Raw genomic sequence first — 22,210 nt, 5'->3', positions numbered from 1 at the left:
AGTTAGCGATCCACGGCCCTTAAAACAATGATTGCTGCTCAGGCCCGCCCTTATTTGCCTCTGCCCGCCGCGCAGGTTTGGCTCGGGGCTTCTTTGGCGCGGGGGGCGCGGGCGGCGGGGTCGCGCCATCTGTAGGCGCCGTATCGATGGTGCCATCGCGGAACCGCAGCGTCAGCATGGCTTCCCCGGCAGCGGCAGCGCGATTGGTGATGGTATCGCCGCCAGCGCCCGTGACCACGGCATAACCACGTTCCAGCGGGGCATAGGGATCGAGCTGGCCCAAAAGCCGCGCGGTCGCCGTCAATTGCTCACCCCGGCGCTGCTGGATGCGGGTCACCAGCCGGTGCGTATCGGGCATGGCGGCAAGGCGGCGGCGCTCTTCCGCCACTTGCCGGGTCAGCACGGCGGGGCGCAGGAAGCCGCTCGCTTCGGACAGCCGCCCCTGCGCACGCGCAGCACGGGTGGCAAGGCCGCGGCGAAGCCTCTCGCCCAACTCGTCCACCCGCTGCGCGCGTTCGGCCACGATCGCGCGCGGGTCGGGCAGGCGCTGGCTCCAGTTCGCCAGCCGTTCGCGGGCCAGCGACACGGGCCGCGCCACGCCGCGCCGTTTCCTGAGGCCCAGCTCAATCAGTGCATTGGCTAGCTCTGCGCGCACCGGCACTGCCAGTTCGGCAGCAGCCGTGGGCGTGGGCGCGCGCAGATCGGCTGCGAAATCGGAAAGCGTCGTATCGGTTTCATGGCCCACGGCGGAGATGACGGGGATCGGGCTGTCCGCGATGGCGCGCACCGCGACTTCCTCGTTAAAGGCCCATAGATCCTCGATCGAACCGCCGCCGCGCGCGACGATCAGCACATCGGGGCGCGGCACCGGCCCGCCCCCCGGTCCATTGGGCTGGATCTGCCCGAAGCCGCGCACGGCAGCCGCCACCTGTTCGGCAGCGCCCTTCCCCTGCACCATCACCGGCCAGACAACGACACGGCTGGGGAAACGGTCGCCCAGACGGTGCAGAATGTCGCGAATCACCGAACCGGTTGGCGATGTCACCACGCCGATCACATTGGGCAGGAACGGCAGGCGGCGCTTGCGTTCGGGCGCGAACAGCCCTTCGGCCTGAAGACGGCCTTTCAGCTTTTCGAGCAGCGCCAGCAAAGCGCCCTCGCCCGCGATTTCCATCGAATCGATGACGATCTGGTATTTCGACCGGCCCGGATAGGTGGTGATCTTGCCGGTCGCGACGACCTCGATCCCGTCTTCGGGCATAAAGGACAGGCGCTGCGCATTGCCGCGCCACATCACCGCGTCGATAACCGCGTTCTCGTCCTTCAGCGCGGCATACATGTGGCCGCTCGCCGCGCGTTTCACGCCCGACAATTCGCCGCGCAGGCGCACATGGCCGAAGCGATCCTCGACCGTGCGCTTCAGCGCGTTCGAGATTTCGGACACGGAGAGCGGCTCGGCGTTGTCGCCCGGGCGCTCACGCGCTAGGAGCGGCGCCTCTTCGTATGAGCCGGAATAAGAGCGGGGACCTCTAGCCAATGAACATCCTTCTGATCGGGTCGGGCGGGCGCGAACATGCGCTGGCATGGCGACTGGCGCAATCCTCGCTCCTGGAAGATGGGGACAGCCTGTTCATCGCACCCGGCAATCCGGGCATGGCGGAATGCGGCACGCTCGTCACCCTCGACGTGGCCGATCATCCACGGGTCATCGAATTCTGCGAGGAACGCTCCATCGGCCTCGTCGTCGTCGGGCCCGAAGCGCCGCTGGTGGCGGGGCTTGCCGACGATCTGCGCGGTGCGGGCGTATCGGTGTTCGGGCCAAGCAAGCAGGCAGCGCAGCTGGAAGGCTCGAAAAGCTTCACCAAGGTGCTGTGCGACGAGATGGAGATCCCCACCGCCGCCTACGCCCGCGCCGATTCGAAGGACGTGGCGCTGGCCGAGCTGGCGAAATTTGCCATCCCCGTCGTGATCAAGGCTGACGGCCTCGCCGCGGGCAAGGGCGTGATCATCGCTGAAACCGCGAAAGAGGCTCATGACGCGATCCTCGACATCTTCTCCGGCCGCTTTGGCGATGCCGGCACCAGCGTGGTGATCGAGGAGTTCATGACCGGCGAGGAGGCGAGCTTCTTCGCCCTCACCGATGGCAGCACGATCATCCCCTTCGGCTCGGCCCAGGATCACAAGCGCGTGGGCGAAGGCGATACCGGCCCCAATACCGGCGGGATGGGCGCATACAGCCCCGCCCCCGTGTTGACCCCCCTGCTGGAAGCACAAGTGATCGAGCGGATCATCGCCCCCACCGTGCGCGGCATGGCGGATCGCGGCACGCCCTATTGCGGCGTGCTTTATGCCGGGCTGATGCTGACCGAACAGGGGCCCAAGCTCATTGAATACAACTGCCGGTTCGGCGATCCCGAATGCCAGGTGCTGATGATGCGGATGGAGGAAGACCTCGGCGAACTGCTGCTCGCGGCGGCGGATTACAGCCTTTCGACCAAGCGCCCCCCGCGTCTGTCGCCGAAAACCGCGCTGACCGTGGTGATGGCGGCGAACGGCTATCCGGGCACTCCCGAAAAGGGCGGCGCCATTCGCGGCATTGACGCGGCCGAGGCAACCGGGGCCAAGGTATTCCACGCGGGCACGAAACTGGACGGCGACACGCTGGTCGCCAACGGGGGCCGCGTGCTCAATGTGACCGCGACGGGCGATAATGTGACCGAAGCGCAGGCCGCCGCCTATCGCGCGGTCGATGCCATCGACTTCGCCACCGGCTTCTGCCGCCGCGACATCGGCTGGCGTGAAGTAGCGCGAGAGGCCGAGGGCTAAGGCCCCCGGCCCTTCAGGATCAGCCCATCTTCTCGCGCACGAGGTCCGACAGGTTCGCTTCGGGCCGCGCGCCGTAATGGCTGATGACTTCGGCCGCCGCGATCGCGCCCAGCGTCAGGCATTCCTTGAGCGGCTTGCCCTGCACATGGCCGTGCAGGAACCCGGCAGCAAAGCTGTCGCCCGCGCCGGTGGTGTCGATCACCTTTTCGACCGGCTGGGCCTCGACTTCGACGCGTTCGTCGCCGCGCACGGCAATCGCGCCCTTTTCGCTGCGGGTCACGACCAGAACGGGCAGCTTGGGCGCGAGCCATTCGATCGCGCCCTCGACATCCTCGGCACCGGTCAGCGCCAATGCCTCGTCTTCGTTCGCAAAGAGGATATCGATCTGCCCGCCCTCGATCAGGGCGCGGAAATCGTCGCCATGGCGGTGGAGGAGGAAGGAATCGGACAGGGTGAAGGCCACCTCGCGTCCGGCTTCGCGGCAGCATTCGATCGCGCCCTGCATCGCGGTGCGCGGCTCGTCCGGGTCCCACAGGTAACCTTCGAGATAGAGCACCTTGGCATCGGCCACCAATGCCGGGTCGATCGAAGTGGCGGACAGGTACTGCGAAGCGCCAAGGAAAGTATTCATCGTGCGCTGACCGTCGGGCGTGACCAGGATCAGGCAGCGAGCGCTGGGCGGTTCGCCTTCGCGCGCCACGGTGGCGTAATGAATGCCCGCGGCGCGGATGTCATGCGCGAACACGCTGCCCAGCTGGTCGTTGGCGACCTGCCCGATAAAGGCGCAGCGGCTGCCGAGCGCGGCCAGCGAAGCGCAGGTGTTGCTGGCAGAGCCACCCGAAATCTCGCGCCCCGGCCCCATCTTGGCGTAAAGCGCCTCCGCCTGTTCCGTGTCGACCAGTGTCATCGCGCCCTTTTCCAGCGCGTTTTCGGCCAGGAAAGCATCGTCGCAAGTTGAGATCACGTCGACGATGGCATTGCCGATGGCGAGAACGTCGAAACGGGGTTCGGTCATGAATTGGCCTCTTGGATAAGCGGAAGTTGTGGGGACCAACGCCCCGACAAGGCAGGAAGTGCCAAGATAATCCCCTGTCGCTAACCGCGACTGGCGTTGACAGCAAGCACCGCGCCCCATCTATCATCCCCCGCATGTCGCAACGCACTCCTCCCACCGGCCTCAAACGCGAGGCTCTGCAATCGCTTTCCATCCCCGGCGCGTTCGCGCTGGGCGCGCTGCAATTGACCGATGGCCGCGTCATCGGCCTGCTTGTGAAAAGCGCGCTCGTCTCGCTCGTCTTGCTGGCGCTGGTGGGATGGGGCGGTTTCACCGCGTTCGAGGCCGCTTTCGCATGGGTCGCGGACAGCGAAAGCACTTGGGTCGCAGGGCTGGGCCAGCTGGTCGCGGTGGTGGCCGCCGTGCTGTCGGCATGGCTGGTGTGGCGGATCATCGCCATGGCGGTGCTGCAGTTCTATGCCGATGATGTCGTCTCGGCGGTGGAGGCGCGGCATTACCCGGCCTTTACTCCGCGCGATGTCCCGCTTTCCGAAGAGATCGGCGCGGCCCTGCGCGGCATGGCGCGCACGATCATCGTCAACGCGCTGGTGCTGCCCATCGCGCTGGCGCTGATCATCACCGGTGTCGGCACCGCCGTATTGTTCATCACCGTCAACGCGTTCCTGCTGGGCCGCGAATTGCAGGAGATGGCGTGGATGCGCCATCCAAACGACGGAACGGCAGCACCGCTGGCCGCAGGGGCCCGTTTCCTGCTTGGCCTTGGCGTGGTAGCGATGCTGGCCATACCGGTCGTCAACCTGCTTGCCCCGTTCCTGGGGGCGGCGGCGGCCACCCATCTCGTTCACCGCGCAGCCACGCGGGCATCTTCACAAGAGGGCTGATGCCAAGAATTTCTCGTCTCTCCCCGGTTCTGGGGCTGATGCTGGTGCCGCTGCTGGCCGCCTGCGCCACACCTGCGGCCAAGCGCTATCCGACCAATTACGGCAATCAGCCGACCATCGGGCAGCGCGTGCCGGTGCCGCCGCAGCAGGCTCCCGCCGTCCCGGCCTCTGGCTTTCGCGCTGCGCCTGTCATGAAGGGGCCGGGCCTTGAAGGGGTGATCGGCGCCGATGCCAATGCACTGACCCGCCTGTTCGGCACACCGCGCCTCGATGTATGGGAAGGCGATGCGAGAAAGCTGCAATTCTCGGGCACGCGCTGCATACTGGACGTGTTTCTCTATCCCCCGCGTCCCGGCGCGGACGAGACCGCCTCATGGGTCGAGGCCCGCCGCAGCGACGGGCGCGATGTCGACCGCGCGGCCTGCGTGGCAGCGATGCGCAGGCGCTAGGGCAAGGCGCGTGATAACCCCGTTTTAACCCTCCTGCACGATAGTCCCTGTCCGGACATCAGGGTTTGAGCGGGAAAAAGCATGAGCATCAATTTCCAGGCCATCACGGCGCAGACCGCCCAAGGCGGCGCGATCAGCGATGACGAAATCATGCAGCTTCGCCGCGAGGGATGGTGCGACGGCCAGATCGGAGAAGCCGAAGCGGCCGCGATCTTCTCGATCAATCATGCACTTGGCACGCGCTCTGCCAGCTGGACCGATTTCTTCACCGAGGCGCTTTCGGCCTATCTCCTGCACCAGCAGCAGCCTGCCGGTTACATGAGCGAGGAACAGGCCGACTGGCTGATCGCGCAGGTCAGTATCGACGGACGCGTCGATTCGATGGCGGAGATCGAACTCCTCGTCCGCATGATCGAACGCGCGAAAAACGTGCCCGACAGCCTCAAGACCTTCGTGCTGGAGCAGCTGGAACGCGAGGTGCTGAGCGGCACCGGCCCGACCCGGTCGGGTGGAGAGCTATCCGACACCCATGTCACCGACGCCGAGGTCGCGATCATGCGCCGCGTCGTGTTCGGACAGGCGAGCGACCGCCCCGCCGCCGTTAGCCGCCGCGAAGCAGAGCTGCTGTTCCGGATTAAGGACGCGACCCTGACCGCACCCAATGCACGGGGCTGGAAACGCCTGTTCGTACAGGGCGTGGGCAATTACCTGCAGGCCTATTCAGGGGCAAATGCGCAGATCAGCCGCGACCGCGCCGCCGAACTCGACAATTTCATGAGCGATAGCGCCAGCAGCGTGTCGCGCTTTCTGCGCCGCATGGCAAAGGCCGTGCCCGATGGCGCCAGCTTGCTCAATCGAAAGAAGGACCGTCCGGACATTTCGGAAATGGTCGCGAACAAGGCGCAGGTCACCGCCAGCGAAAAGGCATGGCTGGACGCGCAGGTCGAGGCGAATGGCGAGATCGACGAATACGACCGCGCCCTGCTCCATTTCCTGGCAGGCGGCGATCCGCCCGCCGCGTGATTATACGGTAAAGCTTTCGCCGCAGCCGCAGCTGCCAGTGGCATTGGGATTGTTGAAAACGAAACCGGCCTGGAAATCGTCCTCCACCCAGTCCATCGTGCTGCCGATCAGGTAAAGCACGCTGGCGCTGTCGATGTAGAACACGCCGCCGGGCGTCTCGATCTTTTCGTCGAACTTCGCTTCCTCGGTCACGTAATCGACCGAATAGGCAAGGCCCGAACAACCCCGGCGCGGGGTCGAAAGCTTTACGCCGATCGCGCCTTCGGGCGCCTTTGCCATGAGATCGGCAACGCGCCGCTCGGCGCTGGCGGTCAGCGTCACGGCGGCCTTGGGGGCGGGGCGGGTCTTGGTGTCGGTCATAATGTCTTCTCCCAAAATTGGGCATTGCCCATCGCCGGATCAAGGGCATAGCTGCCAAAGCCTTCAGCCGCGTAAAGCGCCTTGGCAGGTTCGTTACCGCCCAGCACCTCCAGCGTGATCTTGCACGCGCCGCGCTTTTTCGCTTCGGCTTCGACGGCGCGCATCAGCGCCCGGCCCACGCCCTTGCCGCGTGCATCGGGCGCGACGGCGATGTCGTGGATGTTGATCAGCGGTTTCGCCTTGAAGGTCGAAAAGCCGGTGAAGCAATTGGCCAACCCTACCGCTTTACCGTCAAGCCGCGCCAGCAGCGTGAACGCGCCGGGCTGCGCGGCAAGACCCGCCAGCAGATTGTCCCGCGTCACTTGCGCCAGGGGCTCGCCCCCGCCCATCGGATCGCGGGCATAGACGTCGAGCATGGCCAGCAGGTCCGCGCCATCGGCGGGATCGCCGTAATCGGCCAGCGTGACGGTAAGATCGGCGGTAACGCTCATGACGGGCCTTTACAGCATGCCCAGTTCGAGCTTGGCCTCGTCGCTCATCTTGCCCGGATCCCATGGCGGATCCCAGACGAGATTGACCTCCGCATCGCCCACGCCCGGCACCGCGCCGACGCGAAGCTCGACCTCACCCGGCATGGATTCGGCAACCGGGCAATGCGGCGTGGTCAGCGTCATGGTGACATTGGCATGGCCGCTGTCATCGATGTCGACGCCATAGATCAGGCCGAGATCGTAGATGTTCACCGGGATTTCCGGATCGTAGATCTCTTTCAGCGCGGTAATCACGCTTTCATACAGATCGCCGCCCGGTTCATTGCCGGAAACGCCTGCCGGGCTTTGCTTGAGGAAACCCTCGAGATAGTCCTTCTTGCGGCCCAGCTTATCGCCGGCAGTTTCCCCGGCGCTCTCGTCCACCGCATCGTCGACGCGGGCGCGCGGCGCGGGGGCGACGCTGTCGACCTCTTCGGCAGCCGGTCGGCGCGGCGCGGCGTCGAAAGGCGATGGCGCGACCACGCGGTCGGTCGTTTCATTGGGGTTCTGGTCGTCAGAACTGCTCATGACCCAAAAATCCTCATCGTGCGTTCAATGCCGCGCAGCAGGGCGGCGATATCGTCCTCATCGGAATAGAGGGCGAAGCTGGCGCGAGCCGTGGCCGGCACGCCAAGGTGGTCCATCAGCGGCTGGGCGCAGTGATGCCCGGCGCGGATGGCGACGTTTTCTTCGTCGAGAATAGTGCCGAGGTCGTGCGGATGGATATCGCCCAGCGTGAAGCTGATGATCCCGGCGCTGTCTTCCGGCCCATAGAGCCTGAGCGAATTGATCTTCGCCAGCTCGTCCCGGGCCATCGCGGTCAGGCGCTCTTCATGCGCTTCGATAGCCTCGATCCCGATGCTGTCGACGTAATCGGCGGCAGCGGCAAAGGCGATCGCCTCGGTAATGGCGGGGGTGCCCGCCTCGAAACGCGTGGGCGCGTCGGCCCAGGTCGTGCGCTCGAAAGTCACGCGGTCGATCATCGATCCGCCACCCTGATAGGGCGGCATGGCATCCAGAATATCCTTCTTCGCCCAGAGCGCGCCGATTCCGGTAGGGCCATAAAGCTTGTGCGCGGAGAACACGTAGAAGTCGCAGCCCAGCGCCTCGACATCGACCTTGAGGCGCGGAACCGCCTGGCAACCGTCCAGCAGCAGCTTCGCATCGACCGAGCGCGCCAGATCGGCGGCGGCGGCGACATCGAGCTTTGATCCCAGCACGTTCGACACATGGGCGAGCGCGATGAGCTTATGGCGCTTGCCGACGATGCGGCTCGCCGCCTCGATATCGATGCGCCCGTCCTCGGTCAGCGGGCAAACGTCGATCTCGACCCCGGTCTTTTCGCGCAGCATCTGCCATGGGACGATGTTGGAGTGATGCTCCAACGTCGAGAGCAGGATGCGGTCGCCCTTTTTAAGATTGGCGACACCCCAAGTCGCAGCGACAAGGTTGATCGCCTCGGTCGCGCCGCGGGTGAAGACGATCTCGTCCTCCTGCCCCCCGACGAAAGCGGCGATGCGGCGGCGCGCGGCTTCATAGCCCAGCGTCATTTCGGCGCTGCGGGAATAAACACCGCGATGCACGGTCGCGTAATCGCGGCCCAAGGCGCGGGTCATCGCATCGACCACCGCCTGCGGCTTTTGCGCCGTGGCCGCCGTGTCGAGATAGTGCCACGGCTTGCCATCGGCTGTGACCATGCCGGGAAAATCGGCCTTTCGGGAAAGCAGTTCGGTGGTCACAGTTGCGCGTCCCCCAGCCGGTCCAGCACCTTGCCCAGCAGTTCCTCGGCCTTGGCCTCGTCCTGCATCTCGGCAAAGGCATCGGCGACGAAGGCCTGCACCTGCAGCTTGCGAGCGACCTCTGGCGGAATGCCGCGCGCGGCCATGTAGAAGCCTTCCATCGGGTCCAGCGCGCCGATGGCTGCACCGTGGGCGCATTTCACATCGTCGGCGAAGATTTCCAGCTCCGGCTTCGTGTTCGCACTCGCGCCCTTTTCCAGCAGGATCGCGCGGAAATTCTGTGCCGCATCGGTCTTTTGCGCATCGCGCACGACCTCGATCCGGCCAAGGAAATTGCCGATGGCGCGGTTCCAATGGACGGCACGGATGGTCTGGTTGCTGGTGGCTTCCGGCTCGGCATGGGTCACGCGGGTGACGAACTCACGCGTCACATCGCCGCCGCCGATGGTCACGCCGCCGAATTCGAAATGCGATCCGCGCGTCAGGGTCACCTCGACCTCCAGCCTTGCGTATTCGCTGGCCGAAGCGATGGCGTAGATCTCGGCCCGTGCGCCCTCGCCCAGCGCCAGCCGCACGCGGGTCACGCCGGGGTTGGTGTCGTCCAGCACGAAGCTCTGCACGCTGGTCTCACCGGCAGAAAGCGTAACCTCCTGCCAGTCGTCCAGCACCTCTGCCGTCAGCTCTTTCAGCGCATCGGGATCGGCATAGCGCCAATCCTCGTCACGCGTGGTGGGAAGGGTTGCAAGATCGCTCATGCGACCGCCTCGTAACCCTCACGCTCAAGCTCGAGCGCCAGTTCGGGGCCGCCGGTCTTCACGATCTGGCCCTTTGCCAGGATATGCACCTTGTCGGGCTGCACATAGTCGAGCAGGCGCTGGTAGTGGGTGATCAGCAGCACCGCCTTGTCGGGCTGGCGCATGATCGCATTGATCCCCTCACCCACCGTGCGCAGCGCATCGATGTCGAGGCCGGAGTCCGTCTCATCAAGGATCGCCAGCTTCGGGTCGAGGATGCCCATCTGCACCATCTCGGCGCGCTTCTTTTCGCCGCCTGAAAAGCCGACGTTCACGTTGCGCTTCAACATCTCCATGTCTAGCTTCAGCAGACCCGCCTTTTCCTTGGCGAGCTTGAGGAATTCGCCGCCCGACAGCGGTTCTTCACCGCGCGCCTTGCGCTGCGAATTCAGCGCCTCGCGCAGGAACTGCACGTTGGAAACGCCGGGAATTTCGACCGGATACTGGAAGCCGAGGAACAGGCCGGCGGCGGCACGCTCATGCGGCTCCAGCTCCAGCATGTCCTCGCCGTTGAAGGTCACGCTGCCCTCGGTCACTTCGTAACCGGGACGGCCGCCCAGCACATAGGCGAGCGTCGACTTGCCCGCGCCATTGGGGCCCATGATCGCATGCACCTCACCCGCGCCGACTTCCAGCGTCAGGCCGTTGAGGATCTGCTTGCCGTCAATTTCGGCGTGGAGGTTTTCAATCTTCAACATCAGTCTTCTCTCGGTCCTGCGCGATAGCTGCGGGGCTTGTAGCCCTGCCCTGACCCACGCTTTTGTTCGAAATGCTTCGCTCGCGCTTCGCGGCGGTCACCGATGCGCACGCGCATGCCGGCGGTGATGCGGCCCAGCACCGCGTCCATGTTCTCAAGAATGTCGCTCGCCTTAATGCGCATCACGCGGATGCCCACGGTCTCAAGGCTCTTGTCGCGGCGGGTGGCGAGCGTCTCGTTCTCGCCCTCTTCCTCGACGATGATCGCCATGCCGAGGTTGTGGCAGTTAAAATCGACGATGGCAGAGCCCACCACGGCGAACCGTTTAAAGCTGTATTTGCCCATGTCCGCTTCGGCGAACCTGGCGGCCAATGCCTTGTGCGCCTCGCTGGGCTCGCGCCGCATCTCGCGCGCACGGTCGTGCAGCGTGTCGAGGCGGGATTCGGAAATCTCCCAGCCGCGGCCCTTTTTCTTGATGGCGGGCGCGGCATCGTCCTGCTCGGACGCGGGCTTGATCTGGAGGGTTTTACGGTCGGTCATGATTGCACCTTATGGGCTGCGCGTCGGGCCGCCCTGCGATCCCATGTCTTTCGGATGAAAATGCCAAGCAAAGCGAAAAATAGCGTCGGCGCCAGTATTACAATCGCCCATTGCCACACCGGGCCCAGCAGTTCACCGTAGTAATTCGCCAAATAGTTGCGCGTCAGATGAATAAGCAAAGAACTAGAAGCTAAAACAACGGCCCAGACCAAAAATGCCTTCCAATGGCTCGCGAACATGAATCCACCAACCATTGGCAAGAGCCAATAGAACGTGATCCAGCTCGCACTTAACAGCATCACACGTGATATTTCGTCAGAGCTCATATGATCGGCGGCCTCAGCAGCGGCAGCGAGAATCTCAATCACCCCACGCTCCCCTCAAGCGAGATCGCGAGCAGCTTCTGCGCCTCGACCGCGAATTCCATCGGGAGTTCCTTGAGGACCTCCTTGGCAAAGCCGTTGACGATCAGCGCCACGGCCTCTTCCTCGCCAAGGCCGCGCTGCATCGCATAGAACAGCTGGTCGTCGCTGATCTTCGACGTGGTCGCCTCATGCTCGATCTGAGCCGAGGGGTTCTTCACCTCGATATAGGGCACGGTATGCGCGCCGCATTTGTCGCCCAGCAGCAGGCTGTCACACTGGGTGAAATTGCGCACATTATCGGCATTCGCGCCCACGCGGACGAGGCCGCGATAGGTGTTGTTCGACTTTCCCGCCGAAATACCTTTGGAAATAATGGTCGAGCGGGAGTTCTTCCCGTTGTGGATCATCTTGGTGCCGGTATCGGCCTGCTGGTAATTATTGGTGACGGCGACCGAGTAGAACTCACCCACCGAGTTTTCGCCGTTCAGCACGCAGGACGGGTATTTCCACGTCACCGCGCTGCCGGTTTCCACCTGCGTCCAAGAAACCTTGCTGTTCTTGCCCTGGCACAGCGCCCGCTTGGTCACGAAGTTGTAGATGCCGCCCTTGCCGTTGGCATCGCCCGGGTACCAGTTCTGCACGGTCGAATATTTGATCTCGGCATCGTCCAGCGCGACCAGTTCCACCACCGCGGCATGCAGCTGGTTTTCATCGCGCATAGGCGCGGTGCAGCCCTCAAGGTAGGAGACATAGCTCCCCTCATCCGCCACGATCAGGGTGCGTTCGAACTGGCCGGTGTTTTCGGCATTGATGCGGAAATAGGTCGACAGCTCCATCGGGCAGCGCACGCCCTTGGGGATGTAGACGAAGGTGCCGTCCGAAAAGACCGCGCAATTAAGGGTGGCGAAGAAGTTGTCCTGCATGGGCACGACCTTGCCCAGCCACTTCTTCACAAGGTCGGGGTATTCCTTGATCGCCTCAGAGATGGAGCGGAAGATGACGCCCGCTTCTTCAAGCTCCTTGCGGAAGGTGGTGGCGACCGAGACGCTGTCGAACACCGCGTCCACGGCAACCTTGCGCGCGCCTTCCACGCCTGCGAGCACTTCCTGCTCGGCAATCGGAATGCCCAGCTTGTCGTACACCGCCTTGATCTCGGGATCGAGCTCATCCAGCGATTCCAGCTTCGGCTTCGCCTTGGGCGCGGCGTAGTAATACGCGTCCTGGTAATCGATCGGCGGCACGTTCAGCTTCGCCCAGTCGGGCGGGGTCAGGGTCAGCCAGTGGCGATAGGCTTTAAGCCGCCATTCCAGCATCCATTCCGGCTCTTCCTTCTTGGCCGAGATGAAGCGGACGGTTTCTTCGGACAGGCCCTTTTCGGCAAATTCCTGCTCGATGTCGGAGGAGAAGCCGAACTCATAGGTTTCGAGCGACTTTGCCGCCTCGCGCGCGGCGCGATCCTTCTCGATCGCCTCTTCCTGCGAAGCGCGTGCTACAACGGCCTGATCATTGTTGTCGGACTGGCTCATGCCGCCTCTTCCTCCTTCGCCAGATCGGCGAGTGTAATCCCGGCCAGCGCGCCGCGGATGGCGCGATTGACCTGCGGCCAGTGGGGCCGCACGTTGCAAGTGTGTTCGATGGCGCAGTCACCCCCGCCGGTGTCGCCGCACTGGGTGAGCACGATGGGGCCCTCCACCGCCTCGACGATGTCGGCCAAGGTGATCGCCGCTGCGGGCCGCGCCAGCCTTATGCCGCCGCCAGCCCCGCGCGTGGAGCGCAGCAAACCCGCCGCGCTCAATCGGCTGACCAGCTTCTGCACCGTGGGCGCAGGAAGGCCGGTCTCTTCCGCCAGACCCGCCGCATTGGCCTTTACGCCCCCGCAATGGGTGGCGGCGGCGCGCATGGCGACCACGGCATAATCGGCAAGGTTGGAAAGGCGCATGGGGGTGCGTGTGCTTTCGTCGGCGTTCGAGGGTTTGCGGGTCGGTCCGGGTAAATCGGACCAATTCGTTCCGAATTACAATTAGGACCATTTCGCTCCGAATTCAACGCCAGATCCCCTGTTGCGAGTCGTTAGCATCTTTGCTGCACCGCCGCATTGCCCATCGACAAGCCGGAGCCAGTGCCATAATCCGCAAACCGATGGTCTATTCCCTGCTGCGCCCGCTGATCTTTCGCATGGATGCCGAAAAGGCGCATGGCATCGCCCTGAGCGCGCTGAAGACGCTTCCCTCCTCGGTTCTTGCCAGCCCGCCGCGCCCCGATTCCGCGCTGGCCGTAACGCTCGCGGGGCTGGATTTTCCCAATCCGGTCGGCATGGCGGCAGGTTTCGACAAGAACGGCGAAGCGCCCGATGCGTTGCTACGCTGCGGCTTCGGCTTTGCCGAGCTGGGTTCGGTCACGCCGCGCCCGCAGGAAGGCAATCCCAAACCCCGCCTGTTCCGGCTGGAGGAGGATCGCGCGGTCATCAACCGCATGGGCTTCAACAATGACGGCGCGGCCATCGTCGAACAGCGGATGGAGGCCCGTGCAGGCCGCCCCGGCATCGTCGGCATCAATATCGGCGCGAACAAGGACAGCGAGGACCGCGTGCGCGATTACGCGATCATGGCCAGCACCATGGCACCCTATGCTTCCTATCTCGCGGTCAATATCTCCAGCCCCAACACGCCGGGGCTGCGCGCATTGCAGGATCCGGCCGCTCTGGCAGGATTGCTCGATGTCGTGATGGAGGCGCGCGGCGCGCAGGACGTGCCCGTTTTCCTCAAGGTCGCGCCCGATCTGACTGCGGACGACATCGACGCCATCGCGAAGATCGCCATCGAGAAAAACCTCGGCGCGCTGATGATATCTAACACCACGATCGAACGGCCGCCGCTCGCCTCGCCTCATGCGGGCGAAACTGGCGGCCTGTCTGGTGCGCCGCTCAAGGACTTGGCGCTCCAGCGGCTCAAGGATTTCCGGAAGGCCAGCGGCGGCGCAGTGCCATTGATCGGCATCGGCGGGATCGCCACGGCAGAGGATGCGTGGGAGCGCATCCGCGCCGGGGCCAGCCTCGTCCAGCTTTACAGCGCCATGGTCTATGAAGGGCCGGGCATTGCCGCTGCCATCACGCGGGGCCTTCCCGCGCTGATGCGGCGCGACGGATTCACCAGCATTTCAGACGCCATCGGGAGCATTTGATGAAAACCACCGGAGTATTGTCTTTCCTCCTTGCCGGCACGCTGCTGGCAGGCTGCACCACTCCGGTCGATACCGCCGTCGCTCCTGCGCCGCCCCCACCCGCTTCGGCTCCTGCATCGCCGGGTGTCGTCAGCGCCGCCGATCCGCGCGCGGTGGCAGCCGGTGTCGAGATGCTGAAAAAAGGCGGCAGCGCCACGGATGCCGCCATTGCCACCATGCTGGCACTCAATGTGGTGGAGCCGCAGAATTCCGGCATTGGCGGCGGGTTGTTCTGGGTCCGCCACGATGGCGCGGACGGTTCGCTCGCCACGCTGGACGGGCGTGAAAAGGCCCCGGCAGCGGCGGACGGCGAATGGTTCTATGGCCCTGACGGCCAGCCGCTTCCCTATCGCAGCGCCGCCATTGGCGGGCGCAGCGCGGGCGTTCCCGGCGCGCTGGCCGCCATGGCCAAGGCGCATGAACGCTGGGGCAAGCTCCCCTGGGCCGAGCTGTTTCAGCCTGCGATTCTGCTGGCGCGCGAAGGCTTCAAGGTCTCGCCCCGCCTGCACAACGGTCTCGACCTCTATGGCCGCCATGTGACCGGCTGGGCGAAGGACACCTATTTCCCCGGCGGGGAGCCGGTGGCGACCGGATCGATGATGACGGTTCCGGCCATGGCCGACACGCTGGAGCGGCTGGCAAGCGAAGGGACCGAGCCGTTTTATCAGGGCGACATGGTCGACAAGATGGTGACCGCGCTCAACACGGCAGAGGTCAATCCCTCGATGATGACCCGCGCCGATATCACCAGCTATACCGTGCCCGATCGCGAACCGGTCTGCGGCATGTACCGCGCCTACAAGGTTTGCAGCATGGGACCGCCGTCTTCGGGCGGGATCACCGTGCTGATGATCCTTGAGCAATTGGAACGCTTCGACATGGCGGCGCTGGGGCGCGGCAATCCGGTTTCGTGGCACCTGCTCGCCGAATCCGAACGGCTCGCCTATGCCGATCGCAACCTCTATATCGGCGATCCCGATTTCGTCGACGTGCCCACCGCGGGCATGCTGGACGAGGGCTATCTGGCCAGCCGGTCGGCGCTCATCAAGCCCGACAGCACCATGGTCGACTTCGGCCCCGGCACGCCTCCGGGCGCTCCTGCCCGGCAGGAGGTTCCCTTCAAGAACGATCCGGGCACCAGCGATCTCGCCGTCGTCGACGGCTATGGCAATGTCGTCCAGACCACCACCACCATCAACGGCTATTTCGGCTCGGGCATCGCGGTGGATGGGCTGATGCTCAATAACGAGCTGCCCGATTTCGACATGGTACCCGACAAGGACGGCTATCTCGTCGCCAACCGGGTCGAGGGCGGCAAGCGGCCTAGGAGTTCGCTCGCGCCCACCATCGTCTATAATCCCGACGGCAGCGTCCGCCTCGCCATTGGCGCGGCAGGCGGGGCGACGATCATCTGCCAGGTCGCAAAGGCCATCATCGGCGTCGTCGACTGGGGCCTTTCGGCGCAGGACGCGATCGCCATGGGGCTGATCTATGCGCCGGGCAGCAAGACCGCCACGATCGAGGAAGGCACCGAGCTGGTCGCCATGGTCCCCGCCCTGCAGGCGCTGGGCGAGGATGTGAAGGTCGGGCCGCTGGGGCTGAAGGCCAATGCGGTCGAACAGGTCGATGGCCGCTGGATCGGCGCGGCCGATCCGCGCAGCGAGGGCGTTGCCATGGATACGCTCGGCAATGTCTCTGTCATCGACCGGCGTGAGAACAATCTCAACGGCGCGCACGAATAGGCCCAGGCAAGCCCACCCCCGCCAGCGGCTTGCCGCCCCGCCCCCGCTCCCCTAATGCCATGGGTGGGAGCGGGAACAACCGCGTGGATGATTGATTGGTCGTTACTGATGGCAAAGGGTAGCAACAGGCCCGAAACGGGGCCGCACGGCTTTTCGCTAAGCGATATCGAGAAGGCGCCGAACCTCGTCTCGATGTTCCTCGACCGCGCGGATGTGATGGGCGATGTGCCCTTCCTCACGCGCAAGGTTGATGGGGAATGGGTGTCGCAAAGCTGGCGCGAAACGGTCGCGCAGGTGTGCCTGCTTTCCGATGCACTCCTCAAACTGGGCCTCGACAAGGGCGACCGGGTGCTGCTGGTCAGCGAAAACCGCCCCGAATGGTGCATCGCCGATCTCGCCATCATGGGCGCGGGGATGGTCACCGTCCCTGCCTACACCACCAATACGGTTCACGATCACCAGCATGTGCTGGAAAATTCGGGCGCGCGCGCCGTCATCGTGTCGGGCCCGAAGCTGGCACAGACCTTGCTGCCCGCCGCCGTCACCAGCGAATGCGCCGAGCATGTCATCGCGATGGAGCCTGTGCGCCCCTCGCAATCGCTGAACCATCACAACTGGGCCGATCTGCTGAAAGGCGATGCCGAAACCGCGCGCCACGCGATGGAAGCGCGGATCGCCGGGATCAGCCGCGAGGAGCTGGCCTGCATCATCTACACCAGCGGCACTGGCGGAAGCCCGCGCGGGGTGCGCCAGCATCATGGCGCGATCCTGCACAATTGCGCGGGCGCGGGCGAAGTGATCGCGCAGGATTTCGGGTGGGAGGAGGAACGCTTCCTCTCCTTCCTCCCGCTCTCCCACGCCTATGAGCATACCGGCGGGCAGCATTTCCCGATCTGCCTTGGCGCGGAGATCTGGTATTCCGAGGGCCTTGAAAAGCTTTCGAGCAATATCGAGGAAGTGTCTCCCACGATCATGGTCGTGGTCCCGCGCCTGTTCGAAGTGCTGCGCACCCGCATATTGAAGCAGGTGCAGAAACAGGGCGGCCTTGCCGAAAAGCTGCTCGCCCGGTCGAGCACCCATGCCGAGCGCGCATCCAATCGCAAATCGCGTCCGCTTATCGACTTCCTCGAAGACAAGGTCTTCGACAAGACGCTGCGCCCGAAAGTCCGCGCCAAGTTCGGCGGGCGGATCAAGGCGCTGGTATCAGGCGGCGCGCCGCTGAATCCGGAAATCGGCTATTTCTTCACCGGCCTCGGCCTGCCGCTGCTGCAGGGCTATGGCCAGACCGAAAGCGGCCCCGTCATCTCCGTCACCCGGCCCAAATCGGGGCTGCGCATGGATACGGTCGGTCCGCCGCTCAAGAATGTCGACGTGCGCATCGCCGACGATGGCGAGATCCTGTGCCGCGGCGAACTGGTCATGCATGGGTACTGGCACAATGCGGAAGAGACCGCGAAGGCGCTCAAGGATGGCTGGCTGCACACCGGCGACATCGGCCATATCGATGAACGCGGGCGGATCGTCATCACCGACCGCAAGAAAGACATGATCGTCAACGACAAGGGCGACAATATCGCCCCGCAGCGCGTCGAAGGCATGCTCACCCTGCAGCCCGAGATCGGGCAGGCGATGATCTCCGGCGACCGCAAGCCTTATGTTGTCGGGCTGCTGGTGCCCGATCCCGAATGGGTGCGCGAATGGGCGAAGGCGCATGACAAGACCGGCGACTGGACCGAGTGGCGCGAAGACCCGGAACTGGCCGCCGCCATGCGCGCCGCGGTCGACCGGGTGAACGCGCAATTGTCAGTGATCGAGAAGGTGCGCCGCATCATGATCGCGGACGAACCCTTCGCCATCGAAAACGAGGAACTCACCCCTTCGATGAAGATCCGCCGCCATGTCTTGCGCGCCCGATATGGGGAGCGGCTCGGCGCGATGTATCGTTAAGCGGTCTCGGTGGTCGTCGCCCGAACGGCAGCTTCTTTCATCGACATGCGGCTCTGGAACTGGCGCAGCTGTGTGCGCAGCCGAACAGATGCGCCATTGACCTCCTGCTCCAGATCGGCAGCTTCCTGACTGCTGAATATGCGTTGTGGCGGCATCGCGCATTTGTCGTGAAGCTCGATATCGAAGCGAACATGCCAGCTGCCCGTCTGGTCGGTGAGGCACTGTCGCGTGCCATGGGCGAGGAAGTTCCGCTCATCGTCAAAGGCGTGCCACGCCAGCAGTGTTGCCTCCATCTGCTTGCGCTGGTTCGACGTGAACTTTTCGGCTGCCACCAATTTGGCCACGTTCTGGATGCGCAGGCCGGGGGTCTGCGGAATGGCGACCTCCCTTCCGTTTTCCCGGGCAACGATAAGCGTGCGCGTCACCTCTTGCTCGACGGCCGAAAACAGGTTGAGGCACCGCCCGCGCCATGCATCGATGGTCGTGCAATAGCCGCCCGGGATGCGGGCCGTTACCTCGAACGGGGTGTGCGCATTCACGCGCCGGGATAGCCCATCCCGTCGCCGTCCAGATCCTGACGTATTTCGGCCTCTTCCTCGGGCGAGAGCCAGTCGGGGAAGAAGCTGGGCTGGCGGCGCGACCAGCCCGGCGCGCATGCGGCGGCCTCGCTGATCGAATGGAGGAGGGTCTTCCTTTTTTCGGGCGCGATCTGCGGCAGAGCCGAAGCCGCACAAAACGCGGCGGGCAGCCATGGCCGCGCATCGGGGCCGAGCAGACGTTCATACAGGAAGCGATAGGCGGAAAAGCCGAACAGGCACCCCTCGCCCAGATCAAAGACCGAAAGGCGGATCAGCCGCCCGACATAATTATCGATGCGAGGATCATTTTTCGAAGTCGGCGCCGCGCCGCGAAGCGCGCCCAGATCCTGATAGGCGAGATGCTGGCGGCGTATCGAATCGGTTTCGCGCACGTCGCGGCCCCATCGGTCATAGGCGTCGGCACGCGCCAGCCCGACATCGAGGCTGCGCCGGATGTAACGCTGCTCCGCCGGATCGAACTCGGCGAATTCGCGCATCTCGGCGATTGCCAGCGATGCCATGTCGAGATGACCCATGCGGTCTTTCCCTTCGCAAACCCGTTTGGCCGCCGCCGATTCCAGCCAGAATCGGACCGGCAACAATGATATCTCCAGGCGCAGGATCGCCGGAGAGGGTTAGCATCGGGTTAAGCCGCGTGCTTAACGGGCAAGATTCTCCGTCCAGGGAACGATCAGATCAGCCCCGCCAGCGGGCTGGAAGGATCGGCATAGCGGCGCTTTTGCATACGCCCTGCCAGATAGGCGCTGCGCCCCGCCTCGACCGAAAGCTTCATGGCGCGGGCCATCAGGATCGGGTCCTTCGCCTCGGCGATGGCGGTGTTCATCAGCACGCCCTCGCAGCCCAGCTCCATAGCGACGGCGGCATCCGAAGCGGTGCCGACACCCGCATCGACCAGCACGGGGACATTCGCGCCCTCGACAATCAGGCGGATGGTCACGCGGTTCTGGATGCCAAGCCCCGATCCGATCGGCGCGCCCAGCGGCATCACCGCGACCGCGCCTGCATCTTCCAGCTGCTTCGCCGCGATCGGATCGTCGGTGCAATAGACCATCGGCAGGAAGCCTTCGTTCGCCAGCACTTCGGTCGCCTTCAGCGTTTCGCGCATGTCGGGATAAAGCGTCTTGGCCTCGCCCAGCACTTCCAGCTTCACCAGGTCCCAGCCGCCAGCTTCGCGCGCAAGGCGCAGGGTGCGGATCGCCTCGTCCGCGTTGAAGCAGCCGGCGGTGTTGGGAAGATAGGTCGTCTTTTTCGGGTCGATGAAGTCGGTCAGCATCGGTGCCTTTGAGTCCGACACATTGACGCGGCGCACCGCCACGGTGACGATCTCGGCCCCGCTCGCTTCCAGCGCGGCGGCGTTCTGGGCGAAATCCTTGTATTTGCCTGTGCCGACAATCAGGCGCGACTTGAACGTGCGGCCAGCAACGGTCCAGCTATCGGTGGCGGATTCGGGCGAAAGCGTGGGCATCTCGGTCATGGGATGCGCGGTATAACCGCAAGCCCGAGCATGCAAGTACCGGCAAGGCAGGCGCCTAGCCGCCGCCGACGAAATGCACGATTTCGAGGACGTCGCCTTCGGACAGGGTCACCGTTTCCAGCGTGGAGCGCGGGACGACATGGCGATTGCATTCCACCGCCACTTTCAGCGGATCAAGCTCCAGCATGCGCACCAGATGGGCGATGGCGGTGTTTTCGGGCACGCGGCGGGTTTCGCCATTGACGGTGACCGCGATCATGTGGGTGTTTGGTGCCATGGCGCTGACATAGCGCGGCCCGATGCCCTTGGAAAGCTCAGCAGTGGGTCTGGCAGGCCCGCATGTTGAGCCAGTGGCCCCATGCGAGGATGGCAACGCCGCCAACGGTCAGCACCGCCTCGATCATGCCATGCGGCCCAACGACCGCAGCGGCCATCAGGGCAAGGCCGACCCCGCCCAGTACCAGCGGCAGCCACTGGCGATGGCGCAACACGCCGATACCGATGGTCGCCAAGCCGATCACGATCGCGGCGACAAGGCCATATTCGTGAATCTCGGGCGCGAGCAGCCACGGGACGCCCAGCCCCAGCATACCGACCAGCGCCAGCCCCGCGATGCAATGCACCGCGCAGGCACCCGAAAGCAGGATTCCCCAGCGGTCGAGCCGCGAGGAACCGTCGCCATCTTGCTGGCAGGAAGAGGAGCGATTGGATGAGAACATGTGAAGCGCGCTATGATATATTGTCACATCTTGCAAGTACAAGAGCTTCGCACCTTTTCCTTGGTCGGTAGCCGTTTTCGATCACCCGGCCCTCGCGGCAGTCGGCCGAGCTGGCGATCCCCCTTGCGAAAGTGGCATAAATCTGCGCATTGCAGCGCCCGTGCGACCCTTCGTATCCGGACCCCCGCTTAGCCCCGTGGCGAATTACGGCCCCGCCCGCCCCCGTGCGGTGGCGCGCTGGCTCTATGTCATGGCGGCGCTTGTCGTGACCATGGTGCTGGTGGGCGGCATCACGCGGCTGACCGAATCGGGCCTGTCGATCACCGAATGGAAGCCGGTCACCGGCGCGCTGCCGCCATTGAGCGATGCGGCATGGCAGGCCGAATTCGACACCTATCGCCAGATCCCCGAATATATCGAGGTGAACGGCCCTGCCGGCATGGCGCTGGCCGATTACAAGTTCATCTATTTCTGGGAATGGTTTCATCGTTTGCTGGGCCGTATCATCGGGCTGGCCTTCGTGGTGCCGCTGGTCTGGTTCTGGGCGAGGCGGGCGATCCCTGTCGGTTACAAGCATCGCCTGCTGGCCTTGCTGGCCTTGGGCGGGCTGCAGGGCGTGTTCGGCTGGCTGATGGTGCAATCGGGCACCGGCGCCGAGGCGCAGGCGCTGGGTCGCACCGATGTCAGCCATTACTGGCTCTCGATCCACCTGATGACCGCGTTTTTCACGCTGGGCGGTCTGGTGTGGACCGCGCTCGACCTTGGCAATTTCGCGCAGGGCCAGCCGCGGGCGAGCCTTCGCGGATTTCCCATAGCGGTTCTCGCCGTTCTGGGATTACAGCTGCTTTACGGCGCGTGGATGGCCGGCCTTAACGCGGGCGTCGTCGCCGGTGGTGGCTGGCTGGACAGCTGGCCACTGATGCAGGGCTCGTTCTTTCCCGAAGGCGCGGATTGGTCGCAGGGCCTGTGGCACGCGATTTCCGCCGATGTCTTCCTTGTGCATTTCATTCACCGCTGGTGGGCCTTCGCGCTGGTCGCGGCGCTGGTGATGATGGGCCGCCGCCTGCGCGCTTCGGCGCAGCGCCCGGTCTCGATCGTGCTGCACACAGTCTTCGGCATCCAGATCCTGCTCGGCATCGCCACGGTGTGGAGCCATGTCTTCATCTGGATCGCGGTGCTGCACCAGCTGTTCGGCGCATTGCTGGTGATGGCAACGGTATGGGGCGCGCATTGCCTTGGCTATCGCGACCGCATGCCGGGTAGCGCGCTACGTTGACGCTTCCGGCCTGAT

General features: G+C 64.5%; 25 protein-coding genes. 8 read left to right on the top strand and 17 right to left on the bottom strand.

Annotated elements, in window-relative coordinates; all coding sequences use genetic code 11:
• Window positions 1–19 precede the first annotated feature (19 nt).
• Entirely contained in the window at window positions 20–1,537 is a 1,518-nt protein-coding gene (xseA, locus tag A9D13_RS11270; protein ID WP_066773537.1) for an exodeoxyribonuclease VII large subunit, read from the bottom strand.
• Between xseA and purD the strand changes: the two genes are divergently transcribed.
• Window positions 1,537–2,826, top strand: a complete 1,290-nt coding sequence (purD, locus tag A9D13_RS11265) for a phosphoribosylamine--glycine ligase (RefSeq protein WP_066773535.1) — start codon at window positions 1,537–1,539, stop codon at window positions 2,824–2,826. The genes xseA and purD overlap by 1 nt on opposite strands.
• Before the next feature lie 19 nt (window positions 2,827–2,845).
• On the opposite strand, the gene A9D13_RS11260 is transcribed toward purD, so the two are convergent.
• Window positions 2,846–3,841 carry an adenosine kinase gene (locus tag A9D13_RS11260; RefSeq protein WP_066773533.1) on the bottom strand — a complete coding sequence of 332 codons (996 nt, stop codon included), beginning with the start codon at window positions 3,839–3,841 and terminating at the stop codon, window positions 2,846–2,848.
• A gap of 134 nt (window positions 3,842–3,975) precedes the next feature.
• On the opposite strand from A9D13_RS11260, the gene A9D13_RS11255 reads away from it, so the two are divergent.
• The 3 genes from A9D13_RS11255 (at window position 3,976) to A9D13_RS11245 (ending at window position 6,194) form a co-directional block, all read left to right on the top strand.
• Window positions 3,976–4,722 carry an EI24 domain-containing protein gene (locus A9D13_RS11255; protein ID WP_082922295.1) on the top strand — a complete coding sequence of 249 codons (747 nt, stop codon included), beginning with the start codon at window positions 3,976–3,978 and terminating at the stop codon, window positions 4,720–4,722.
• A complete protein-coding gene (locus tag A9D13_RS11250) occupies window positions 4,722–5,171 on the top strand; it encodes a hypothetical protein (RefSeq protein ID WP_066773530.1) in 450 nt (149 codons plus the stop codon). Before A9D13_RS11255 ends, A9D13_RS11250 begins: the two co-directional genes overlap by 1 nt.
• An 81-nt stretch (window positions 5,172–5,252) precedes the next feature.
• Window positions 5,253–6,194 (top strand): hypothetical protein, encoded by a 942-nt coding sequence (locus A9D13_RS11245; RefSeq protein WP_066773529.1) that lies wholly within the window; start codon window positions 5,253–5,255, stop codon window positions 6,192–6,194.
• On the opposite strand, the gene A9D13_RS11240 is transcribed toward A9D13_RS11245, so the two are convergent.
• Genes A9D13_RS11240 through A9D13_RS11195 form a run of 10 tightly spaced genes read right to left on the bottom strand, consistent with a single transcriptional unit; the run spans window position 6,195 to window position 13,158 of the window.
• The gene (locus A9D13_RS11240) at window positions 6,195–6,554 is read right to left on the bottom strand and encodes a HesB/IscA family protein (RefSeq protein WP_066773527.1); all 360 of its coding nucleotides are present in this window, start codon (window positions 6,552–6,554) and stop codon (window positions 6,195–6,197) included.
• The gene (locus tag A9D13_RS11235; RefSeq protein ID WP_066773524.1) at window positions 6,551–7,045 is read right to left on the bottom strand and encodes a GNAT family N-acetyltransferase; all 495 of its coding nucleotides are present in this window, start codon (window positions 7,043–7,045) and stop codon (window positions 6,551–6,553) included. Before A9D13_RS11235 ends, A9D13_RS11240 begins: the two co-directional genes overlap by 4 nt.
• A 9-nt stretch (window positions 7,046–7,054) precedes the next feature.
• A complete protein-coding gene (locus A9D13_RS11230) occupies window positions 7,055–7,612 on the bottom strand; it encodes an SUF system Fe-S cluster assembly protein (protein ID WP_082922294.1) in 558 nt (185 codons plus the stop codon).
• Complete coding sequence (locus A9D13_RS11225; RefSeq protein ID WP_066774066.1) at window positions 7,609–8,781, bottom strand: cysteine desulfurase; 1,173 nt, start codon at window positions 8,779–8,781, stop codon at window positions 7,609–7,611. Before A9D13_RS11225 ends, A9D13_RS11230 begins: the two co-directional genes overlap by 4 nt.
• Before the next feature lie 38 nt (window positions 8,782–8,819).
• Entirely contained in the window at window positions 8,820–9,578 is a 759-nt protein-coding gene (locus A9D13_RS21110; protein WP_066773521.1) for a SufD family Fe-S cluster assembly protein, read from the bottom strand.
• Window positions 9,575–10,315 (bottom strand): Fe-S cluster assembly ATPase SufC, encoded by a 741-nt coding sequence (sufC, locus tag A9D13_RS11215; protein ID WP_066773519.1) that lies wholly within the window; start codon window positions 10,313–10,315, stop codon window positions 9,575–9,577. The genes A9D13_RS21110 and sufC overlap by 4 nt, the downstream gene beginning before the upstream one ends.
• Window positions 10,315–10,854, bottom strand: coding sequence for a DUF559 domain-containing protein (locus tag A9D13_RS11210; protein ID WP_082922292.1), 540 nt, complete (start codon window positions 10,852–10,854; stop codon window positions 10,315–10,317). Before A9D13_RS11210 ends, sufC begins: the two co-directional genes overlap by 1 nt.
• Window positions 10,851–11,222 (bottom strand): hypothetical protein, encoded by a 372-nt coding sequence (locus tag A9D13_RS11205; RefSeq protein ID WP_066773514.1) that lies wholly within the window; start codon window positions 11,220–11,222, stop codon window positions 10,851–10,853. Before A9D13_RS11205 ends, A9D13_RS11210 begins: the two co-directional genes overlap by 4 nt.
• Window positions 11,219–12,745, bottom strand: coding sequence for a Fe-S cluster assembly protein SufB (gene sufB / locus A9D13_RS11200; RefSeq protein ID WP_066773508.1), 1,527 nt, complete (start codon window positions 12,743–12,745; stop codon window positions 11,219–11,221). Before sufB ends, A9D13_RS11205 begins: the two co-directional genes overlap by 4 nt.
• Entirely contained in the window at window positions 12,742–13,158 is a 417-nt protein-coding gene (locus A9D13_RS11195; protein WP_066773506.1) for an SUF system Fe-S cluster assembly regulator, read from the bottom strand. The genes sufB and A9D13_RS11195 overlap by 4 nt, the downstream gene beginning before the upstream one ends.
• Before the next feature lie 200 nt (window positions 13,159–13,358).
• On the opposite strand from A9D13_RS11195, the gene A9D13_RS11190 reads away from it, so the two are divergent.
• From A9D13_RS11190 to A9D13_RS11180, 3 genes are all read left to right on the top strand, one after another.
• Window positions 13,359–14,399, top strand: coding sequence for a quinone-dependent dihydroorotate dehydrogenase (locus A9D13_RS11190; protein ID WP_066773504.1), 1,041 nt, complete (start codon window positions 13,359–13,361; stop codon window positions 14,397–14,399).
• Window positions 14,399–16,180: a gamma-glutamyltransferase gene (ggt, locus tag A9D13_RS11185; protein ID WP_082922291.1), complete on the top strand. Its 1,782-nt coding sequence runs from the start codon at window positions 14,399–14,401 to the stop codon at window positions 16,178–16,180. Before A9D13_RS11190 ends, ggt begins: the two co-directional genes overlap by 1 nt.
• A 108-nt stretch (window positions 16,181–16,288) precedes the next feature.
• Window positions 16,289–18,127: an AMP-dependent synthetase/ligase gene (locus A9D13_RS11180; protein WP_066773500.1), complete on the top strand. Its 1,839-nt coding sequence runs from the start codon at window positions 16,289–16,291 to the stop codon at window positions 18,125–18,127.
• On the opposite strand, the gene A9D13_RS11175 is transcribed toward A9D13_RS11180, so the two are convergent.
• From A9D13_RS11175 to A9D13_RS11155, 5 genes are all read right to left on the bottom strand, one after another.
• The gene (locus tag A9D13_RS11175; RefSeq protein ID WP_066773497.1) at window positions 18,124–18,666 is read right to left on the bottom strand and encodes a hypothetical protein; all 543 of its coding nucleotides are present in this window, start codon (window positions 18,664–18,666) and stop codon (window positions 18,124–18,126) included. The two genes, A9D13_RS11180 and A9D13_RS11175, sit on opposite strands and share 4 nt — an antisense overlap.
• A complete protein-coding gene (locus tag A9D13_RS11170) occupies window positions 18,663–19,241 on the bottom strand; it encodes a hypothetical protein (protein ID WP_156522011.1) in 579 nt (192 codons plus the stop codon). Before A9D13_RS11170 ends, A9D13_RS11175 begins: the two co-directional genes overlap by 4 nt.
• Before the next feature lie 155 nt (window positions 19,242–19,396).
• On the bottom strand, window positions 19,397–20,200 hold the full coding sequence (locus tag A9D13_RS11165; protein WP_373288735.1) for a bifunctional sulfur carrier protein/thiazole synthase protein: 804 nt from the start codon (window positions 20,198–20,200) through the stop codon (window positions 19,397–19,399).
• 55 nt (window positions 20,201–20,255) lie between these two features.
• Window positions 20,256–20,477 (bottom strand): sulfur carrier protein ThiS, encoded by a 222-nt coding sequence (gene thiS / locus A9D13_RS21430; protein WP_066773495.1) that lies wholly within the window; start codon window positions 20,475–20,477, stop codon window positions 20,256–20,258.
• 37 nt (window positions 20,478–20,514) lie between these two features.
• Window positions 20,515–20,919 carry a MerC domain-containing protein gene (locus A9D13_RS11155; RefSeq protein ID WP_066773492.1) on the bottom strand — a complete coding sequence of 135 codons (405 nt, stop codon included), beginning with the start codon at window positions 20,917–20,919 and terminating at the stop codon, window positions 20,515–20,517.
• 196 nt (window positions 20,920–21,115) lie between these two features.
• On the opposite strand from A9D13_RS11155, the gene A9D13_RS11150 reads away from it, so the two are divergent.
• Window positions 21,116–22,195 carry a COX15/CtaA family protein gene (locus tag A9D13_RS11150; protein WP_066773489.1) on the top strand — a complete coding sequence of 360 codons (1,080 nt, stop codon included), beginning with the start codon at window positions 21,116–21,118 and terminating at the stop codon, window positions 22,193–22,195.
• Window positions 22,196–22,210 lie beyond the last annotated feature (15 nt).

Source organism: Croceicoccus mobilis, assembly GCF_001661965.1.
Classification (GTDB): domain Bacteria; phylum Pseudomonadota; class Alphaproteobacteria; order Sphingomonadales; family Sphingomonadaceae; genus Croceicoccus; species Croceicoccus mobilis.
Note: the sequence above shows the minus strand (reverse complement) of the source record. Positions and strands in the feature narration are given on the sequence as shown.

Coding starts and splice junctions, on each gene's coding strand:
- A9D13_RS11170 (WP_156522011.1), bottom strand. CDS start 19,241: ATGGGTCATCTCGACATGGCATCGCTGGCAATCGCCGAGATGCGCGAA.
- A9D13_RS21110 (WP_066773521.1), bottom strand. CDS start 9,578: ATGAGCGATCTTGCAACCCTTCCCACCACGCGTGACGAGGATTGGCGC.
- A9D13_RS11230 (WP_082922294.1), bottom strand. CDS start 7,612: ATGAGCAGTTCTGACGACCAGAACCCCAATGAAACGACCGACCGCGTG.
- ggt (WP_082922291.1), top strand. CDS start 14,399: ATGAAAACCACCGGAGTATTGTCTTTCCTCCTTGCCGGCACGCTGCTG.
- A9D13_RS11250 (WP_066773530.1), top strand. CDS start 4,722: ATGCCAAGAATTTCTCGTCTCTCCCCGGTTCTGGGGCTGATGCTGGTG.
- purD (WP_066773535.1), top strand. CDS start 1,537: ATGAACATCCTTCTGATCGGGTCGGGCGGGCGCGAACATGCGCTGGCA.
- A9D13_RS11240 (WP_066773527.1), bottom strand. CDS start 6,554: ATGACCGACACCAAGACCCGCCCCGCCCCCAAGGCCGCCGTGACGCTG.
- A9D13_RS11210 (WP_082922292.1), bottom strand. CDS start 10,854: ATGACCGACCGTAAAACCCTCCAGATCAAGCCCGCGTCCGAGCAGGAC.
- sufB (WP_066773508.1), bottom strand. CDS start 12,745: ATGAGCCAGTCCGACAACAATGATCAGGCCGTTGTAGCACGCGCTTCG.
- A9D13_RS11180 (WP_066773500.1), top strand. CDS start 16,289: ATGGCAAAGGGTAGCAACAGGCCCGAAACGGGGCCGCACGGCTTTTCG.
- A9D13_RS11155 (WP_066773492.1), bottom strand. CDS start 20,919: ATGTTCTCATCCAATCGCTCCTCTTCCTGCCAGCAAGATGGCGACGGT.
- A9D13_RS11190 (WP_066773504.1), top strand. CDS start 13,359: ATGGTCTATTCCCTGCTGCGCCCGCTGATCTTTCGCATGGATGCCGAA.
- thiS (WP_066773495.1), bottom strand. CDS start 20,477: ATGGCACCAAACACCCACATGATCGCGGTCACCGTCAATGGCGAAACC.
- A9D13_RS11260 (WP_066773533.1), bottom strand. CDS start 3,841: ATGACCGAACCCCGTTTCGACGTTCTCGCCATCGGCAATGCCATCGTC.
- A9D13_RS11165 (WP_373288735.1), bottom strand. CDS start 20,200: ATGACCGAGATGCCCACGCTTTCGCCCGAATCCGCCACCGATAGCTGG.
- A9D13_RS11235 (WP_066773524.1), bottom strand. CDS start 7,045: ATGAGCGTTACCGCCGATCTTACCGTCACGCTGGCCGATTACGGCGAT.
- A9D13_RS11195 (WP_066773506.1), bottom strand. CDS start 13,158: ATGCGCCTTTCCAACCTTGCCGATTATGCCGTGGTCGCCATGCGCGCC.
- A9D13_RS11245 (WP_066773529.1), top strand. CDS start 5,253: ATGAGCATCAATTTCCAGGCCATCACGGCGCAGACCGCCCAAGGCGGC.
- sufC (WP_066773519.1), bottom strand. CDS start 10,315: ATGTTGAAGATTGAAAACCTCCACGCCGAAATTGACGGCAAGCAGATC.
- A9D13_RS11225 (WP_066774066.1), bottom strand. CDS start 8,781: ATGGTCACAGCCGATGGCAAGCCGTGGCACTATCTCGACACGGCGGCC.
- A9D13_RS11255 (WP_082922295.1), top strand. CDS start 3,976: ATGTCGCAACGCACTCCTCCCACCGGCCTCAAACGCGAGGCTCTGCAA.